The 17,467-nt window shown below is 53.5% G+C and carries 17 protein-coding genes; 2 read left to right on the top strand and 15 right to left on the bottom strand.

Going from position 1 to position 17,467, the window contains the following annotated elements:
* Positions 1 to 14: 14 nt before the first annotated feature.
* The 15 genes from ACFQ0F_RS03165 to leuC form a co-directional block, all read right to left on the bottom strand.
* Positions 15 to 524 carry a CvpA family protein gene (locus ACFQ0F_RS03165; RefSeq protein WP_340674952.1) on the bottom strand — a complete coding sequence of 170 codons (510 nt, stop codon included), beginning with the start codon at positions 522 to 524 and terminating at the stop codon, positions 15 to 17.
* Between the two features lie 77 nt (positions 525 to 601).
* A complete protein-coding gene (locus ACFQ0F_RS03160; protein WP_379069075.1) occupies positions 602 to 1,396 on the bottom strand; it encodes an SPOR domain-containing protein in 795 nt (264 codons plus the stop codon).
* Between the two features lie 3 nt (positions 1,397 to 1,399).
* Entirely contained in the window at positions 1,400 to 2,689 is a 1,290-nt protein-coding gene (folC, locus tag ACFQ0F_RS03155; RefSeq protein WP_379069072.1) for a bifunctional tetrahydrofolate synthase/dihydrofolate synthase, read from the bottom strand.
* A 20-nt stretch (positions 2,690 to 2,709) separates the two neighbouring features.
* The gene (gene accD / locus ACFQ0F_RS03150) at positions 2,710 to 3,576 is read right to left on the bottom strand and encodes an acetyl-CoA carboxylase, carboxyltransferase subunit beta (protein WP_340674949.1); all 867 of its coding nucleotides are present in this window, start codon (positions 3,574 to 3,576) and stop codon (positions 2,710 to 2,712) included.
* 39 nt (positions 3,577 to 3,615) lie between these two features.
* Entirely contained in the window at positions 3,616 to 4,422 is an 807-nt protein-coding gene (gene trpA / locus ACFQ0F_RS03145; RefSeq protein ID WP_340674948.1) for a tryptophan synthase subunit alpha, read from the bottom strand.
* Positions 4,423 to 4,425: 3 nt separating this feature from the next.
* Positions 4,426 to 5,646 (bottom strand): tryptophan synthase subunit beta, encoded by a 1,221-nt coding sequence (gene trpB, locus ACFQ0F_RS03140; protein ID WP_340674947.1) that lies wholly within the window; start codon positions 5,644 to 5,646, stop codon positions 4,426 to 4,428.
* The gene (locus ACFQ0F_RS03135; protein ID WP_379072079.1) at positions 5,643 to 6,278 is read right to left on the bottom strand and encodes a phosphoribosylanthranilate isomerase; all 636 of its coding nucleotides are present in this window, start codon (positions 6,276 to 6,278) and stop codon (positions 5,643 to 5,645) included. Before ACFQ0F_RS03135 ends, trpB begins: the two co-directional genes overlap by 4 nt.
* A gap of 77 nt (positions 6,279 to 6,355) precedes the next feature.
* The gene (locus ACFQ0F_RS03130; protein WP_379069067.1) at positions 6,356 to 7,507 is read right to left on the bottom strand and encodes a FimV/HubP-related protein; all 1,152 of its coding nucleotides are present in this window, start codon (positions 7,505 to 7,507) and stop codon (positions 6,356 to 6,358) included.
* Between the two features lie 112 nt (positions 7,508 to 7,619).
* Positions 7,620 to 8,420 (bottom strand): tRNA pseudouridine(38-40) synthase TruA, encoded by an 801-nt coding sequence (gene truA, locus ACFQ0F_RS03125; protein ID WP_379069064.1) that lies wholly within the window; start codon positions 8,418 to 8,420, stop codon positions 7,620 to 7,622.
* A gap of 11 nt (positions 8,421 to 8,431) precedes the next feature.
* Positions 8,432 to 10,039: a FimV/HubP family polar landmark protein gene (locus ACFQ0F_RS03120; RefSeq protein WP_379069061.1), complete on the bottom strand. Its 1,608-nt coding sequence runs from the start codon at positions 10,037 to 10,039 to the stop codon at positions 8,432 to 8,434.
* 48 nt (positions 10,040 to 10,087) lie between these two features.
* Complete coding sequence (locus ACFQ0F_RS03115) at positions 10,088 to 11,059, bottom strand: Asd/ArgC dimerization domain-containing protein (protein WP_379069058.1); 972 nt, start codon at positions 11,057 to 11,059, stop codon at positions 10,088 to 10,090.
* A 5-nt stretch (positions 11,060 to 11,064) separates the two neighbouring features.
* On the bottom strand, positions 11,065 to 12,180 hold the full coding sequence (gene asd / locus ACFQ0F_RS03110) for an aspartate-semialdehyde dehydrogenase (RefSeq protein ID WP_340674942.1): 1,116 nt from the start codon (positions 12,178 to 12,180) through the stop codon (positions 11,065 to 11,067).
* An 81-nt stretch (positions 12,181 to 12,261) separates the two neighbouring features.
* Positions 12,262 to 13,341, bottom strand: a complete 1,080-nt coding sequence (gene leuB / locus ACFQ0F_RS03105; protein WP_379069055.1) for a 3-isopropylmalate dehydrogenase — start codon at positions 13,339 to 13,341, stop codon at positions 12,262 to 12,264.
* A 41-nt stretch (positions 13,342 to 13,382) separates the two neighbouring features.
* On the bottom strand, positions 13,383 to 14,033 hold the full coding sequence (gene leuD / locus ACFQ0F_RS03100) for a 3-isopropylmalate dehydratase small subunit (RefSeq protein ID WP_340674940.1): 651 nt from the start codon (positions 14,031 to 14,033) through the stop codon (positions 13,383 to 13,385).
* A gap of 27 nt (positions 14,034 to 14,060) precedes the next feature.
* The gene (gene leuC, locus ACFQ0F_RS03095; protein WP_379069051.1) at positions 14,061 to 15,479 is read right to left on the bottom strand and encodes a 3-isopropylmalate dehydratase large subunit; all 1,419 of its coding nucleotides are present in this window, start codon (positions 15,477 to 15,479) and stop codon (positions 14,061 to 14,063) included.
* A 152-nt stretch (positions 15,480 to 15,631) separates the two neighbouring features.
* Between leuC and ACFQ0F_RS03090 the strand changes: the two genes are divergently transcribed.
* The gene (locus ACFQ0F_RS03090; RefSeq protein ID WP_379069048.1) at positions 15,632 to 16,543 is read left to right on the top strand and encodes a LysR family transcriptional regulator; all 912 of its coding nucleotides are present in this window, start codon (positions 15,632 to 15,634) and stop codon (positions 16,541 to 16,543) included.
* Complete coding sequence (locus tag ACFQ0F_RS03085) at positions 16,540 to 17,439, top strand: alpha/beta fold hydrolase (protein ID WP_379069045.1); 900 nt, start codon at positions 16,540 to 16,542, stop codon at positions 17,437 to 17,439. The genes ACFQ0F_RS03090 and ACFQ0F_RS03085 overlap by 4 nt, the downstream gene beginning before the upstream one ends.
* The last annotated feature ends 28 nt before the right edge of the window (positions 17,440 to 17,467 follow it).

Genomic DNA, 17,467 nt, shown 5'->3' with positions numbered 1-17,467 from the left:
GTGACCTCTCGAGCTTAGTGGCTAGCTGACTCGCTAGTATTTGGGGAACGAATAATGGTAATCGCCTGATCTTTCAGGTGACGAGCAACGGATTCATATTTCAAGATGGCACGCGGTAGCTGGGCTTCGCGAAACCAAGCATCGTTAACGATAAACGGTGCCATCAGCATGAGCGCGACAAGACAGAGCACGAAGCCTCGGGCAACACCAAAGACGCCGCCAAAAAATCGATCGACAAGGCTTAAGCCGCCGGCGCGCAACATCATGCTAACGGCGTATCCGCCAAGGCTGCACACCACTAATGTGCCTAAAAATAAGCCGCCATAGGACATGACGAGGCGTATTGAGGGAGTGCCGACCCACTGTGCCAGCCATGCGGCCATAGGCTCGTTGTAAGTGCGGGCGAGATAAATTGCGAGAACCCAACCGGTGAGAGAGATCGCCTCGCGCACCAAACCACGCCAGAATCCGAAGATTAGCGATAGCGCGAGCACAACCAAGATGACGATATCTGCCGGATGCATAGAACTCAGAGTCAATGGCGGGAGGCTAAGGCCGGATGGCGCGCATCATACCAACTGCGACTTGCGCCGTCATGGACTTAAGGGCGATAGGGCACAATAAAACCGTTGAGTTTGAGCTCAGCATCGGCGCTTAAGCGCTGTTTTAAAGACTCGGCAATGCCGCGATCTAACTCAGGGCCAACACTCACTTTAAATACACCGCCCTGCTCTACAGCTGATGCACGGAAGCCATTTTTGCGCAATCGTGCAACTAAGTCATCGGCACTGGCTTTGCTACTAAGGCTGGCAACTTGCACAACCCAAGCGCTTGGTAAACCTGGGCCAGCCGGCTTGGCCTCAGCTTTAATGGCTGGTTTGGGATCTGACTTCGCTTCAGTTTTGACGACAGGCTTAGCTTCGGGCTTGCTGACCGGTGCAGCTTTGGTCTCGACAGCTGGCGCGGCTGCAACCTTGGCCTCCGCCGATTTAACCTCTACTGGCTTAGTTGTAGCCGCTACAGTCGGCGCAACTTTAACTGGCGCTGGAGCAGCTGGCTTCGCAGCAGCCGGAGCACTAGTTTTTTCATTTTCGCCCGCTAAGCGAAAGCGCTCAGGAACATCTTCGGTTGTTTCGGGTGCGGCCTGAGTAGTCGGCTGCACAGGATAAAATGTTGGTTCGCCATGACTATCGGCAATACTTGCCTCAAGCTCTGCTGCTTGGTCTTGCAGCGCTGGCGCAAGGTCATTGGCGGTAGGCACAGCGGGCTTCGCAGGGATCTCTGGCGGCTGCAACGCAGCAACACCGGCACCCTCCAATACCATGGGCAAAAATAAAATAGCGGCTGCTACTAACACCACACCGCCTAAAACACGCTGCCCAATCACTTTTTCCATAGCTTACTCGCTGAGTGCCAACACGGCGGCAACCGTGTAGAACGAACCAAAGACGACAATTCTATCGTGCTCAGTAGCCTGAAGACGAGCAGATGCTAACGCCTCAGCCACACTATCGTGCGCAGAACACGCAGTTAAATCGATACTTGCTGCTATATCTGCCAATGCCGCAGCGGACTGTCCGCGAGGGCACGACAAACTGGCCAAACACCAGCTGTCGACATAGGCCTTACTGCTCGCCATCACGCCGGCGCTATCTTTATCGGCAAGCATGGCCAAGACCGCGATGGTGCGCCCTGGTGCAGCCAACGGCGCTATGTGCTGCCATAAAAACTTAGCGCCATGAGGGTTGTGCGCGACATCTAGTATTAGCTCAGGCACAGATGCCTTGCCTGCAAGATTCTTAGGCCAAGGCAGGCGCTGCATCCGCCCTGCAACACTAGTTTGGCGCAGACCTTCAGCTATTTCTGCAGCGGCAATAGGTTTATCCGTGAGCTCTGCCAATGCTTGCAATGCAGCAATGGCCGTAGCGGCGTTGTCTAAGGCCACGCTCGGCAAAGGCAAAAGCCAATCACCATACTGCCATGCGCCCCGATCGGCCTTAACAGCAAAATCGTAATCTCGGCCTTTCACCCAAGTCGGTGCATCTAAGGCTTGAGCATGCTCAATCAGCACAGCTTGTGGCTCGCGCTCGCCTAAGATTACTGGGCGGCCGGCACGCATGATGCCAGCCTTTTCACGCGCAATGCTGGCTAAGTTATCGCCTAGCCAGTCGGTATGATCGAGGCCGATATTAGTGATAACAGCCACGCTGGGGTCTACTAAATTAACAGCGTCTAAGCGCCCACCCAATCCCACTTCAAGCACAAGCAGGTCTGGGTTTTGGCGCTGAAACCAGTAAAAAGCAGCAAGCGTGGTGTGTTCGAAATAGGTCAATGAGGTGTCGGCACGCACAGCCTCAATAGCATCAAGCGAATTGACTAAATCTGCATCGGAAATGAATGCGCCATCGCAATTAATACGCTCATGAAAATGCACTAAATGTGGGGATGTATAGCTGGCCACGCGCCATCCGGCAGCACGCGCAATGGCGACAATAGTCGCCACGGTCGAGCCTTTGCCATTGGTGCCTGCAACGGTGATTACAGGGCAGGGAAATTGGCGCAGATTGAGTCGGTCGGCTACCTCGCCAACACGCTCAAGACCAAGATCAATCGCGCTTGGATGACGCTGCTCAAGTATCGCAAGCCAATCGCTGACGCTTTTGGCATTTTCATCTAACGCAGACATCATGCGGGCATCTACCGGTTTGATCACACGGGAAAGTGCATAAATTTAGCGAGTAGGCGGAATAAGCTATCGCGCATTTCGTGGCGATGAATAATGACATCGACCGTGCCATGAGCGAGCAAAAACTCCGAGCGCTGAAAGCCCTCAGGCAATTTTTGACGGACGGTTTGCTCAATCACGCGCGGGCCGGCAAAGCCGATTAAGGCGTTTGGCTCTGCGGCATTAATGTCACCAAGCATGGCTAAACTCGCCGAGACGCCGCCATAAACAGGATCGGTGAGCACTGAAATATAAGGTACGCCAGCCTCTTTCATACGCTCCAAAGCAGCCGATGTACGCGCCATTTGCATCAGCGAAAATAGCGCCTCTTGCATACGGGCACCGCCAGAGGCCGCGAAGCAAATCAGAGGCACTCTGTGCTTCAAGCAATACTCAGCTGCCAAAACAAAGCGCGATCCCACAACTGAACCCATGGAGCCGCCCATAAAGTCAAATTCGAAAGCGACGACAACAACAGGCAGCTCATTGATTGTGCCTTTCATCACCACTAGCGCGTCTTTTTCGCCAGTATTTGCTTGAGCATCGGCTAGGCGATCGCTGTAACGCTTGGAATCTTTGAAGCGTAAAATATCGACAGGCGATAGTTCCTGCCCTAGCTCTTCACGACCTTCGGTATCGAGAGTGATGTCGATACGGTGACGTGCACCAATGCGTAAATGGTGCTGGCATTTAGGGCAGACATGTTGGTTACGCTCAACCTCTGCTTGATAGAGTACGGACTCACACTTGGGGCACTTACGCCACAGGCCCTCAGGCACCGCAACACGGCGATCGGCTGCAGACTGGGCACCAACATTCGGAAGAATGCGCTCTAACCAACTCGAACTCATCGATGACTCCTTATGAGCCAGCTCACGCTGACTCGGCCCTCAGGCCTGATCTATTGCAGCGCGTAGCGGCGCTAAAATATTCGCTACGGCAGCAGGAATTTGTTGTGGCGTAGCGGCAAGCTCGCCCATACGCTGCACTAATACTGAGCCCACCACGACACCATCAGCGACACGCGCCACAGCAGCGGCAGATTCGGCATCCTTGATACCAAAACCAACGCCAATGGGCAATTGCGTCAAAGTACGCAGTTGGGCAATACGTGCGCTTACCGCGCCAACATCGAGCGCGGCAGAGCCGGTTACGCCATTAAGCGAGACATAATACACATAGCCGCTGGCTGCTGCGGTAATGCGGGCGGCGCGGGCCATGGTAGTAGTTGGTGCGAGCAAGTAAATTGGATCGATGCCCACTCGCTTATATTCTGCCATTAGCTCATCAGCCTCTTCTGGCGGCATGTCTACAGTGAGCACACCATCAACGCCCGCTTCAGCGCAGGCATCGGCAAAAGTAGCGTAACCCATGGCCTCGACGGGGTTTAAATAGCCCATCAAGACAATCGGTGTTTGGCTATCTTTGCGGCGAAACTCGGTGACCATTTTTAGTACATCACGCAATGAGACGTGATGTGTCAATGCACGTTCATGGCCCAAGGTAATGGTCGGACCATCAGCCATTGGGTCAGAAAATGGCACGCCAATTTCGAGCACATTGGAGCCTGCGGTGACAAGCGCATGCAGAACATCAACGGTAATTTCTGGTGTTGGATCGCCAGCAACAATATAGGGAATTAAGGCTTTGGTGCCGCTAGCTTTTAGCGCGGCAAAACAGGCTGTTAAACGGCTCACGCATTAACCCTCTTGGTCAAGATTGGCGACAGTCATCAAGTCTTTGTCGCCACGGCCAGATAAATTCACAATGATGATTTGCTCTGGGCTCATGGTTGGTGCCAGCTTTTCGACATAGGCCAAAGCATGGCTGGACTCAAGCGCAGGAATGATGCCTTCAGTACGTGTTAAACGATGAAAGCCCGCAAGCGCTTCAGTGTCATTAATGGTGACGTAGTCGGCACGGCCAATGTCTTTTAACCAGCTATGCTCTGGGCCGACACCGGGATAATCCAAACCAGCAGAAATTGAATGTGTTTCGATGACTTGACCGTCTTTGTCGCTCATTAGGTAGGTGCGGTTGCCGTGCAATACGCCTGGGCGGCCGGCATTTAATGGTGCCGAATGTTGGCCATCGCCAGCATTAATGCCGTGCCCTGCTGCTTCCACGCCGAATATTTTCACTGACTCATCGGCTAAAAAAGGATGGAACAAGCCAATGGCATTAGAGCCACCGCCAACGCAAGCAACCAACGCGTCGGGCAGCTTGCCAGTCTGCTCTAAGCACTGACGCCGCGCTTCACGACCAATGACTGACTGGAAGTCGCGCACCATCATTGGGTATGGGTGTGGGCCGGCCACAGTACCAATGATGTAAAAAGTGTTTTCGACGTTGGTTACCCAGTCACGCATGGCCTCGTTCAAGGCATCTTTCAGTGTTTTCGAGCCAGAAGTCACCGGCACTACCGTCGCACCCAAGAGCTTCATACGATAGACATTTGGCGACTGGCGCTTAACATCTTCGGAGCCCATATAGACCACGCACTCCATGCCTAAACGCGCAGCAATGGTCGCCGTAGCAACACCATGTTGGCCTGCGCCCGTCTCAGCAATCACACGGGTTTTGCCCGAAATCTTGGCCAGCAAAGCCTGGCCAATGGTGTTGTTAATTTTGTGTGCGCCAGTGTGATTTAAATCTTCACGCTTAAGATAAATCTGTGCGCCACCGAGCTCACGACTCCAGCGCTCTGCGTGATACAGCGGCGATGGACGGCCAACGTAATGCGCTAAATCGTGATCAAACTCTGCAAGAAAATCAGGATCATTTTTTAGGCGCGCATAAAGCTGATCGAGTTCATCAAGTGCGGCCATTAGTGTTTCTGAGGCGAAACGACCACCGTGGATGCCAAAATGACCGCGAGCATCGGGAAATTTAGAAAAATCAATGGACTGCGGTGCACTCATGCTGCTTGAACTCCTGCCATAAAGGCGATTAATTTTTCGGCACTTTTAATGCCTTTAGCTGATTCAACGCCACCGCTAACATCTACGGCATAAGGCCTGACTGCGCGAATGGCATCGGCTACATTAGACGCGCTTAAGCCGCCTGCCAACACCACACGCGTAGACATCTCTTTAGGAACTTGCTGCCAGTCAAAACATAAGCCCGTGCCACCGGGCTGATTTGGGTGCCATGCATCGAGCAAAATCGCTGCCGCAGATGGATATTCACGCATACGAGCGGCAACATCATCGCCGGACTGCACACGTAACGCTTTGATATAAGGACGTTGAAATTGCTGGCAGTAGGCTTCGGTCTCATCGCCATGAAATTGCAGCAGGCTTAATGGTGCGGTCGCTAGCGTAGCGTGCACTTGCTGGGCAGGAGCATCGACAAAGAGCCCAACGGTGCTCACAAACGGCGGCAAGCTAGCAATGATGGCGGCGGCCTGAGCTGCACTCACGGCACGTGGGCTAGGCTCATAAAACACAAAGCCCAAAGCATCTGCACCAGCTGTAATAGCATGAAGTGCATCTTCCTTGCGGGTGATACCGCAGATTTTAACGCGCGTTCTTGCGTGAATAGGCAATGACACTGTGCTGACACCCTTGGCCAAATCAGCCTGCGAGTGTAGCAAAGGCCGTGCCTAGTGGCACGGCCTGAGCCGCGTAATTAGCGACGATTACGTATTTTATCGATAAGGAAGAAAACCAGTAAAATCAGCAAAACAAAGAGGACCATGATACGGGCAAACCACTGATACGGCTTCAGTGTAGAGGTCACCGGAGCTACCAGTGTCTCATCACTGACAACTGTAGCCGCTGCTACTGCCTGAGCATTTGCTGTTTCAGCATCAACCTCATTCTCAGTAGCTGCATCACTTTCAACGATGAACATGTCATCTGTAGAAGCTACCACTGCGCCATCTGTTGCTGCAGAGTCCACATCAGCAGTTACGTTTGCGGCAGCAGCTTCTTTAGTCGCCGCACCTTTGGCGGCAGCGCTATCGAATGCAGCAATTTGCGCCTCTAAATCGGCCACTTGCGCTTTCGCTGCCTTCAGCCCTTGCTCAAGAGTGGCACGGTCTTGCGAACTTGTCGGGGCACTTGATTGAGCTGTCTGGACTGGCTTGGCGGCAACAGCAGGAGCTGCGGCGACCTCAGCAGGCTTCTTGGCAACTGGTGTGACTGGCTTAGCAGCTGGCTTCTTGCTTGGTGCCGGCGCTTCTGCAGCAGGTTTACTGGCTTCCGCTTTAGCTACTGGAGCTACAGACTCAACCGTTGGATTATAGGGCTTAGCCTGCGACTGAATAGATACCGGCTTAACTGCATTAGAGGCAGCGGGCTTTGAATCAACTACCTCAACCGGCTTCTTCTCAGGCGTAATTTTAATTACTGGACGCTCAGGTGGCGGGTTTTTCGCAGCAATGGGTTGCAGGCCTAAAGCCGAGCCCACTTGCTGTAAGCGGCCTTCGCCAGCTGTACTAATGTTCACGACAAACGACACGCGCTCATCGGGGAAGGCATCGGCAGTAGTGGCTCGTGCTACGACATGAAAATTGGGCAGCGTAATCATTTGGAAGCGAACGTTATCGCCCCAGCTTGGGCGGGTCAGGCCAAGACGAGCGTGTTCGGCCTCACTGGCAACACGTACCTGAACTTCATTGGCATTGGTAATGGCCAAATCACCCAGCTCAATATCCATGCGTAATGGCTGCTTGGCAGCCGACCACGCCGACATATTTTCAACAGTGAATGCTTGCGCAGTTGCACTCAAGCCTAAAGTAGCTATCGCCAAACATGTGGCTTGAAATAATTTCTGCACAGACGTTCTCCAATGATCATATTATTTTTATATGTTGCGCAGTAAACTCGCAAATGAGCTTGCTGCCAAGTGCTACGCCAATTTTATGACACTTTTCAAGCAGCTTAACAGCCTAAGCAATCGGCCAAGCCGACAGCCAGCTTGGGCCCAAAGTCTCACGCGGCAATGCATCAGGATAGTGCGCATCGACAAAGTACAAGCCATCTGGTGCTGCCGTAATGCCACCAGCACTGCGATCGCCACTGGCAAGCACCTCAGCCGCCCAGACAGGCTCGGCATCCCCCTGCCCTATCGCGAGTAACACGCCCACGATATTGCGCACCATATGATGCAAAAAACCATCGGCCTGAATATCCAAACGAATCAATGGCCCGCGCCGCTCAATATTAATGAAATGAACATCGCGTACCGGCCGATTGGATTGGCAAGCGACTGCACGGTAAGCGCTGAAATCATGGACACCGACCAAGTGCTGAGCGGCCTCGTGCATGCGCTCTGCGTTGAGCGCATGGTAATGCCAAGTTGCTCGCCCGGTTAAATGGCTGGAGCGGCGCGGATGGTTATAAATAATGTAGTGATAGCGTCGCGCTGTGGCTTGAAAGCGCGCATGAAAATCATCACGAATCGGCGTTAGCCAGCGTAGAGTAATACTCTCGGGCAGGCAGGTATTGACGCCCATTAGCCAGTTACGCTCGGTACGAATCGATGGGCTATTGAAATGGGCGATCATGCCAGAAGCATGCACGCCGGCATCGGTGCGGCCGGCACCATGAACAATGACAGGATGATTGGCGACCTTGCTGAGCGCCGCCTCTAGCGTAGCTTGAACACTAGCAACGCCGACTTGCTGAGTTTGCCAGCCACGATAAAAACGGCCATCGAACTCGATGCCGATAGCATAGCGCTGAGTCATCAAATTCGCGCTTAGCCTAGCTCATCAATAAGTGCTTTAGCGCGCGCACGCTGCTCGCTAGTGCCACCTTCAACAACACGATCGAGCAATTGACGTGCAGCATCAACCTCGTTCATATCCAAATAGGCTTGAGCTAAATCGAGACGGGTTTGGAACGCTTCGGATTCACTGTCGTTGAGGAAGTCGTACTCACCCTCATCTTCGGCATCATCGTCGCCAGCGGGTTCATCATCATAGCTACCTAATGAGGATGAGCCCGCTGTCAAATTCGCGAAGGTATCGTCGAATGTGGGTTCGGTGCGATCTTCGGTAGCAGCTTCGACGGCATCCTCTTTCGAGCTTTCTGGAGCTGACTCTGCTGCGCTTGCAGCTTCTTTGTTTTGAGCACGTTGGCGCAGCAACACCACAAAAAGCAGCAGCCAAAAGATGCCAGCGGCTAGCCACCACAGCCAGTTATTGTCATGTTCCGATGATTCATCGCTGACAGCGTCGGCCGCATCATCTGCCACTGGCTCACCGCGCTCCATAGCAGCTAAGCGCTCATCCAATACCTGCAAACGCTTATCAGCATCGGCATTTTCTTCATTTAAAGCAGCTAGTCGATTGCTTAATTGCAGGCGTTTGTCGAGCAGACTCGTGCGCTCAGTCTCAGCATCGGCTAAAGCGCTAGCAGCGGCGTCACTACCTGAGTTTTCGGCCGCACCACTAGCGCCACCACTATCTTTTCCTGGTGAGACCAGTGTCAGATTAGCATCAGCGCTTGCGTCACCATTTTCAGCGCCTGCAGCAGCAACCACTGGCTTCTTCAGTGTCGGCTCAAGTAAGCCTTCGGCCTGCTTTAAAGCTTTTTGATACCAACGATTGGCAGCGCGCTCAGTTGGAATTTCGATAGTTTTAGTATCCGGTAAGCTAAGGCTAGCACCGGCACGGATAAGGTTTATATTGCCGCTGATAAAGGCCTGCGGGTTACGCTCACGAATGATTTTTTGGCGTTGATTCAGACTTAAATCCTGATCCCATTCACTGGCAATTTGACTCAATGTATCGCCGTGGCGGACTAAGAGCTGACCACTACGAGCTTGCACTGGGCTCTCGACCACCGGCACTGCGGTGGACTTTTCGACAGCTCTAGGCCGAACAGGGATAACGACAGTAGCTTCAGTTGTCGGTAATGCCGCTGGCCCTGCCGACTCTGCAACACTGTCGTTTGCTGGCAAGGCACTACCCGCAGCGGGCAAGCTAACGCTGACTTGCTGCAAGCGCACATGGCCAGGCCAACTGAGTTGCACTAAGAAGTTTTGCTCGCTATTGGGAGCCAATGCTGAAGCTTTACCACGCACCTGTAGCTGACCCTTGGCATCACGCACAGTGGTAAACACCATTTGGTCGAGCCAAATTGGGCGTTGCATGCCCAGAAGTGCGTGATCAGCTGCGGTTGCTGGCGTAACTAGAATGCTATCGTCAGTAAAACCTTCGCTATCGATGATGGCAATTTGCACTGCCAATGGTTCACCAACACGTGATTGTGGGCGTATTTCACCGACGGAGACAGCCAATGCAGGCGTCGTCAACATCAGGCCTAGGGCCACAAAGGCGGCGTATTGCAGGCCGTGGCGCATGGGGTGTCTCCTTGGCGAACGTATTCTTCTTGTCGCGATAATGCCGCTTTATCCTAAATTCATCAAGACGTTAAGCACGGGGCGTACCAGCCCAGCGCGAATTGGGTCGGCAATTATCCATAACGAACCGCGATTATCACTGACCTGCACACGGGCAATGCTAACGCCATCATGATCAGCACCATCGGACACTGGGCTTGGTAATTCGCTGGCCTGAGCCGCTGTCACTTGCGTATGCGGTAGCGTGCTCAGTAACTTATCTATATCTGCGGTAATGGCTGTTTCTGTATGCCAGCGCAGCTGCACCATAGCGCCGAAAAACAGCGGCATAACGACTTGCTCGACGCTAATCACTGGCGCGTAGGTGCTAAATGATTTTTCGATGCGGCGTTCGCGAGCAGTACGGCCTGAGCTATCGCGTTGGCCATCAGCTAAAAGTACGTTAAAGGCAATTTGTTGTGTCCAGACTGTAGGCTCAATGCCACGTCCGTTGAGTAGGTTGCCGGTTTGGGCTGCTAACTCTTTCACGCCAGCTTTACCGCGCAACGACACCGATGACAGTGCTGTAATGGCCAACTCTGTGAGCGGTGCTTGCTCAGCTAATGCATCGAGCACTGGCTGACACAGCGCGACTAATGGATCATCGCAGACGATCAACAGGTCAGCACCAGTAGCTTGTGACAAGGGCACGGCGCGTGGGTGAGCACGCAAATGCCCGGTGACATCCCAAACGCGAACGCCGGCCTGCAAAAGCTGCGCGGCTAACTCGTCGGCAACATCAGCAGGCACGGCCAAAATGGCTTCGCTCAAATCATCGAAGCGGTCGGCCGCTAACTCCTCGACCACCTCGATGGCGATGGGCCGATCACGATAGACACGGGTTTCCTCGCCGGAAGCGGCACTGGCGAACAAACGCAAGCGCCCAACAAACGCTGGTTGCGCCTCGAGACCATCAAAAAATGCGCGCCCAACCTCGCCTGTCACCCCAAACAAACCCACTGACTGCGTGATAGCGGCCATCTATTTTAAGCTCCTTGACGCGCGAGTAAGATGCGCAGCATGCGACGCAATGGTTCAGCAGCGCCCCACAATAATTGGTCACCAATGACAAAGGCCGAGACATACTCAGGGCCCATATTGAGCTTGCGAACACGGCCAACACCTATTTGCAACGTGCCGGTAATAGCCGCTGGCGTCAGTTCAGCAACAGTCTCGTCGCGGTCATTCGGCACCCATTTCACCCAGTCGTTACCGGCTCGGATGATTTGCTCGATTTCTTCCAATGGCAGATCTTTTTTCAGCTTCAGCGTGAGCGCTAAGCTATGGCAGCGCATGGCACCGATGCGCACGCAGAGGCCATCAACGGGCACTGTGGCGCTAGTACCAAGAATTTTGTTGACCTCAGCCTGGCCCTTCCACTCTTCTTTGGTTTGACCGTTGTCGAGTTGTTTATCGATCCACGGAATCAAACCACCGGCCAATGGCGCGCCGAAAAATTCGCGCGGCACATCGTTGCGAATGGTGTTGGAGACTTTGCGATCGATGGCCAAAATTGCCGACGATGGCGTGTCTAGCTCTTCGCTAACGGCATCGTGAATCACGCCCATACCGCGCAATAATTCGCGCATATGATTGGCACCACCACCCGAGGCTGCTTGGTAAGTCATCGACGTGACCCAATCAACCAAACCGGCTTTGAACAAACCGCCAACACCCATCAGCAAGATAGAGTTGGTGCAGTTGCCGCCGATAAAGTTTTTCACGCCTTTATCGAGTGCAGCGTCGATCAAATCGTCATTGACGGGATCGAGCACGATGACGGCATCGTCTTCCATGCGTAATGTGGAGGCGGCGTCGATCCAGTAACCATCCCAGCCAGCTTCGCGCAGTTTAGGGAAAATTTCGCTGGTGTAGTCACCGCCTTGGCAGCTAATGATGGTGTCCATGGCTTTAAGCGCGTCGATGCTGTGTGCGTCTTGCAATACACCGGCATCTTTATCGCCAAAATGCGGCGCGATGCTGCCTGGGCTTGATGTGGTGAAATACACGGGATCGATGTGATCGAAATCTTTTTCAGTGCTCATGCGTTGCATCAGTACTGAACCCACCATGCCACGCCAACCGACTAAACCTACTTTCATTTTCGTCTCCATCTCATCAAATTAAGTGGCGCCAAACTCATCGAGAATGACGCTTAAAATGTCTGTACTGGGTCTCGAGCCTTAGCCAGCAAGCGCGGCAACAACGGCATCGCCCATGGCTTTGGTGCCAACTCGCGTAGTGCCTTCGCTGAAAATGTCGGCAGTACGCAGACCTTGATCGAGCACGCGACCAACGGCGGCTTCGATAGCTTCAGCGGCCAGCGGTGCATTCAAGCTATAACGCAGCATCATTGCCACCGACAAAATAGTCGCTAAAGGATTGGCAATGCCTTGGCCGGCAATGTCTGGTGCCGAACCGTGGCAAGGCTCATACATGCCCTTCTTCTGCTGATCTAGCGAGGCCGATGGCAGCATGCCAATCGAACCGGTGAGCATGGCGGCTTGGTCAGAGAGAATATCGCCGAACAAGTTACCGGTGACGATGACATCGAACTGTTTTGGCGCGCGCACTAGCTGCATGGCGGCGTTATCGACATACATATGCGACAAGGCGACGTCAGGATACTCGGCCGAGACCTCAGTGACCACCTGCTTCCACAATTCAGTGACTTCCAAGACGTTGGCTTTGTCGACTGAGAGCACGCGTTTATTGCGCTTTTGCGCAAGCTGGAAAGCCACATGCGCAATGCGACGAATTTCTGACTCGCTGTAGATGTCGGTATTGAAGCCTTGGCGCTCACCATTTTCTAGGATGCGAATGCCTCGTGGCTGGCCGAAATAAATACCGCCAGTCAACTCACGCACGATCAGCAGATCTAGACCTGAGACGATTTCTGGCTTCAGCGATGAGGCAGCAGCTAACTGCGGATACAGCAATGCTGGGCGCAAATTAGCGAACAAATTCAGCTCAGCACGAATTTTCAGCAGGCCGCGCTCAGGGCGAATGGAGCGCTCAATCGCATCCCATTTTGGGCCGCCAACGGCACCGAGCAAGATCGCATCGGCTTTACGCGCGGCATCTAAGGTGACATCAGGCAGCGGTACGCCGTGAGCATCGATGGCGGCGCCACCTAATAGCTCATGGTTCCAGCTTAGGCCTAATGAAAACTGCTCATTGACCTGTGTTAATACTTTTTCGGCTTCAGCGACGATCTCAGGGCCGATGCCATCGCCGGCGAGTAAAACAATGTGTTGACTCATGCTTATTTTCCTAAAAACTGTTCTAAAAGTTGTGCTTAATATCAGCGCGCGAGCGCGTTGAAAACCCATGGGCGTGCGGCGCGTGCTTTGACTTCGAAGGCGCTAATAGCATCGGCATCTTGCAAGGTCAGGCCAATATCATCGAGGCCGTTGATCAAGCAGTGTTTACGGAAAGCATCGACCTCAAAACTAAAGGCCGCACCGCTGGGCGTGCGCACTTCTTGGGCGGCTAAATCGATAGTCAAGGCATAGCCTTCGCTGGCTTCGCATTCTGTAAATAGCTGGTCAAGTTCGGCTTCGCTTAACACCACGGGCAATAAGCCGTTTTTGAAGCAGTTATTGAAGAAGATATCGGCAAAGCTCGATGAAATTACGGTGCGAAAACCGTACTCATCTAAGGCCCAAGGCGCGTGTTCACGCGAGCTGCCGCAACCAAAGTTTTGCCGCGCCAACAGCACTTGCGCACCTTGGTAGCGTGCCTGATTCAACACAAACTCGGTGTTTAATGGCCGTACACTATTGTCTTGACCAGGATAGCCTTCGTCTAAATAACGCCACTCATCGAATAAGTTGACACCAAAGCCGGTGCGCTTAATCGACTTCAAAAATTGCTTTGGAATAATCTGGTCGGTATCGACATTGGCACGATCTAGCGGTGCAACCAAGCCAGTCATAGTCGTAAATTTTTGCATGCTGCTAACTCCTAAACTCGTGGTCGATTAGAACGAACGGACATCGACAAAATGGCCGGCAATCGCTGCCGCTGCCGCCATTGCGGGGCTGACCAAATGCGTGCGCCCGCCATTGCCTTGGCGACCTTCAAAGTTGCGGTTCGAGGTCGAAGCGCAATGCTCGCCCGAGCCGAGTTTGTCGGCATTCATCGCCAAGCACATTGAGCAGCCGGGCTCGCGCCACTCAAAACCAGCTTCAATGAAAATCGTGTGCAGACCTTCACTTTCGGCTTGCTGCTTAACCAAACCAGAACCCGGCACCACTAAGGCTTGCTTGATGCTGCTAGCGACTTTGCGGCCTTTTGCTACTACTGCGGCGGCGCGCAAATCTTCGATGCGCGAGTTAGTGCAAGAACCAATAAACACGCGATCTAAATAAATGTCGGTGATTGCCTGACCAGCCGTTAAGCCCATGTATTCGTAAGCGCGTTCAAACGAGCTGCGCTGCACGGCGTCACGGGCATCGGCGGGTGTTGGCACATTGGCGGTAATCGGCACGACCATTTCAGGGCTAGTGCCCCAGCTCACTTGTGGCGCAATGGTGCTGCCATCGATGATGACTGTGGTGTCAAAAACAGCATCATTGTCGGAGTGCAAAGTCTGCCAATAAGCCACCGCACCAGCCCATTGCTCACCAGTTGGTGCATACGGGCGACCTTCAAAATAGGCAATGGTTTTATCATCGGCGGCAACCATGCCTACGCGTGCACCGGCCTCAATCGCCATATTGCACACGGTCATGCGGCCTTCCATGCTCATGTCGCGGAAAACTTGGCCGCCAAATTCGATGGCATGGCCATTGCCGCCCGCCGTGCCAATTTTCGCGATAATGGCCAACACCACATCTTTCGGTGTCACGCCAGCGCCAAGCACGCCATCGACACGTACCAACATGTTTTTGCTTTTCTTCTGAATCAAGCATTGAGTCGCTAAGACATGCTCAACTTCTGAGGTACCAATGCCATGCGCCAAGCAGGCAAATGCGCCGTGAGTTGCCGTATGCGAATCGCCGCAGACCACGGTCATGCCCGGCAAAGTTAAGCCCTGCTCTGGCCCCACCACGTGCACAATGCCTTGGCGAATGTCATTAATGGTGAATTCGACAACGCCGAAATCATTGCAGTTGTCATTTAGCGTTTGCACTTGAATGCGCGAGGTAACATCGGCAATCGCCGCCACGCCGCCAGCACGCTCGACACTTTCAGTCGGCACATTATGGTCAGGCGTTGCCACGTTGGCATCCAAACGCCAAGGCTTGCGGCCAGCTAACTTCAAACCTTCAAACGCTTGCGGCGAAGTGACCTCATGCAAGAGATGACGATCGATATAAATTAAGCTCGAGCCGTCATCGCGGCGCGTCACTTCGTGGTCTTCCCACAATTTATCGTATAAAGTTTTGCCGGCCATGATTGCCTCCTTGTCTGCGCTGCATGAGCTTTTATAGCTTTGCTGGGCGCGTTTCAGTGTCTTTACTGCTTTTAGGCCTGCAAGAATAGGCTAGCGCATGTGATAAATCCAATTTATAGTTTTCATACAAGCCATTACCAAATGGAATGCGAATGGATAGCTCTTTATGGCGCGCTTTTGTCGAAGTCGCGCGCTATGCCTCATTTTCACAAGCTGCCGATGCTCTGCATATCACGCAGCCGGCAGTGAGCAAACGCATCAGCCAGCTCGAGGCGCATCTCGACGCGCCGCTGTTTGATCGGGTTGGCCGGCACATCAGCCTGACCGAAACTGGCCATGCCCTGCTGCCACGAGCACGCGACTGGCTGCACGAGCTAGACGATATGCATCGGCAAGCGCGCGATGTCGCCGCCACCGCACAAGAATCCTTGAGCGGCACTTTGCTGCTAGGCACCAGTCATCATATTGGCCTCCACCGCCTGCCGCCGACCTTGCGCGCATTTAGCCGCGCACACCCCAAAGTCCGGCTCGATATTCGCTTTATTGACTCTGAGCAGGCTTATGAAGCGGTGCGCAGCGGCGATCTTGAGTTGGGCATCGTCACTCTGCCGCCAACGCCAGATCCTCGTCTGCATAACGAAGTTATTTGGCCAGACCCTTTAAGTGTAGTCGCAGCACCGACGCATCCGCTTGCTATCAAAGCCGCTCGCAAGGGCAGCATTGCGGCAGCAGACTTGGCTTTATATGAGGCTATTTTACCCGCCAGCAACACCTTCACGCGGCAAATAACCGAAGCCATGTTGGCGCGTGAGGGGCTGCAATTGCAGGTCAGCTTAGAAACTAATTATCTTGAAACGCTAAAGATGATGACTTCAGTTGGGCTAGGCTGGAGCGTATTGCCGACTAATTTATGTGATGCCGACGTGGTGGCAATTCCTGTGAAAAAAGTCGCACTGGCTCGAGAGCTTGGCGTGGTTTATCACCCCAAACGCGCGCTCTCACGAGCGGCGCTGGCCATGCTCACACTATTACGTGAACACGCTTCTGGAGATGACTCGCAATGAAAAACACCCGCTTTATGCAACGCGGCAGCCTTTTGCTGCGCGCCGAACACTGGGGCTCACCAACAGCGCCCTTAGTTATGCTTGTGCATGGTTTTCCCGACACGCCGCACAGTTGGTATGGCGTTGCCGAGCAACTTGTTGACGCGGGATATCAGGTTCTGATGCCGTGGCTGCGTGGTTATACCGAAGACAGCGCAAAGCGCGATGCGGCCTATGATTTAATCTCTTGCGCTGAAGACTTAGCGGCATGGTGCAATGAGCTTGGCCAGCCGCAAGCGCATTTAGTTGGTCATGATTGGGGCGCGGTTTTAGCGCAAATCGCGGCACTACACGCCACACAAGCAGACCAGCCGTTATGGCAAAGCATCAGCTTGTTAGCCATTCCGGCCTTTTATCCGCTGCTTAGAAGCACTCACGCCCTACCCAGCCTGCCAAAACAGCTCAAGCTATCGTCCTATATGGCGCATCTGCAATCTGCACAATCGTGGCGATGGGTCAGTGCAGACCATGCCGCTTGGGTAGAAAAAACCTGGCAGCGTTGGTCACCAAGTTGGTTATTCACGCCAGATGACATCGCGGAAGCACGCGCGACACTGAGCCAGCCCGACATCGCCTGGGCCGCCACTCGCTATTATCGTTCGCTATTTACACCGTGGCGGGCCAGCACTCGCCAAGTCTACGCATTGATGAGTAAGCCCATCCGCCAGCCGCTGCTTTTGCTAGCCGGCCGCGATGATGGATGCATGCACAGTGGCTTTCATGAGCGGCTCGCGAAAGATCTAGTTGGAAACTCACAAAGCCATTTGCTGCCTGGCGTAGGGCATTTTCTGCAAGCTGAAAACCCACGAATGGTGGCAGATTATGTGTTGAGATTTATCACTACCCAGAAGCGATGATCAAACACCATCGGTAGCCGCCAATTTC

Origin of the sequence: Paraperlucidibaca wandonensis (assembly GCF_042677145.1) — a bacterium.
GTDB lineage: Bacteria > Pseudomonadota > Gammaproteobacteria > Pseudomonadales > Moraxellaceae > Perlucidibaca > Perlucidibaca wandonensis.
Note: the sequence above shows the minus strand (reverse complement) of the source record. Positions and strands in the feature narration are given on the sequence as shown.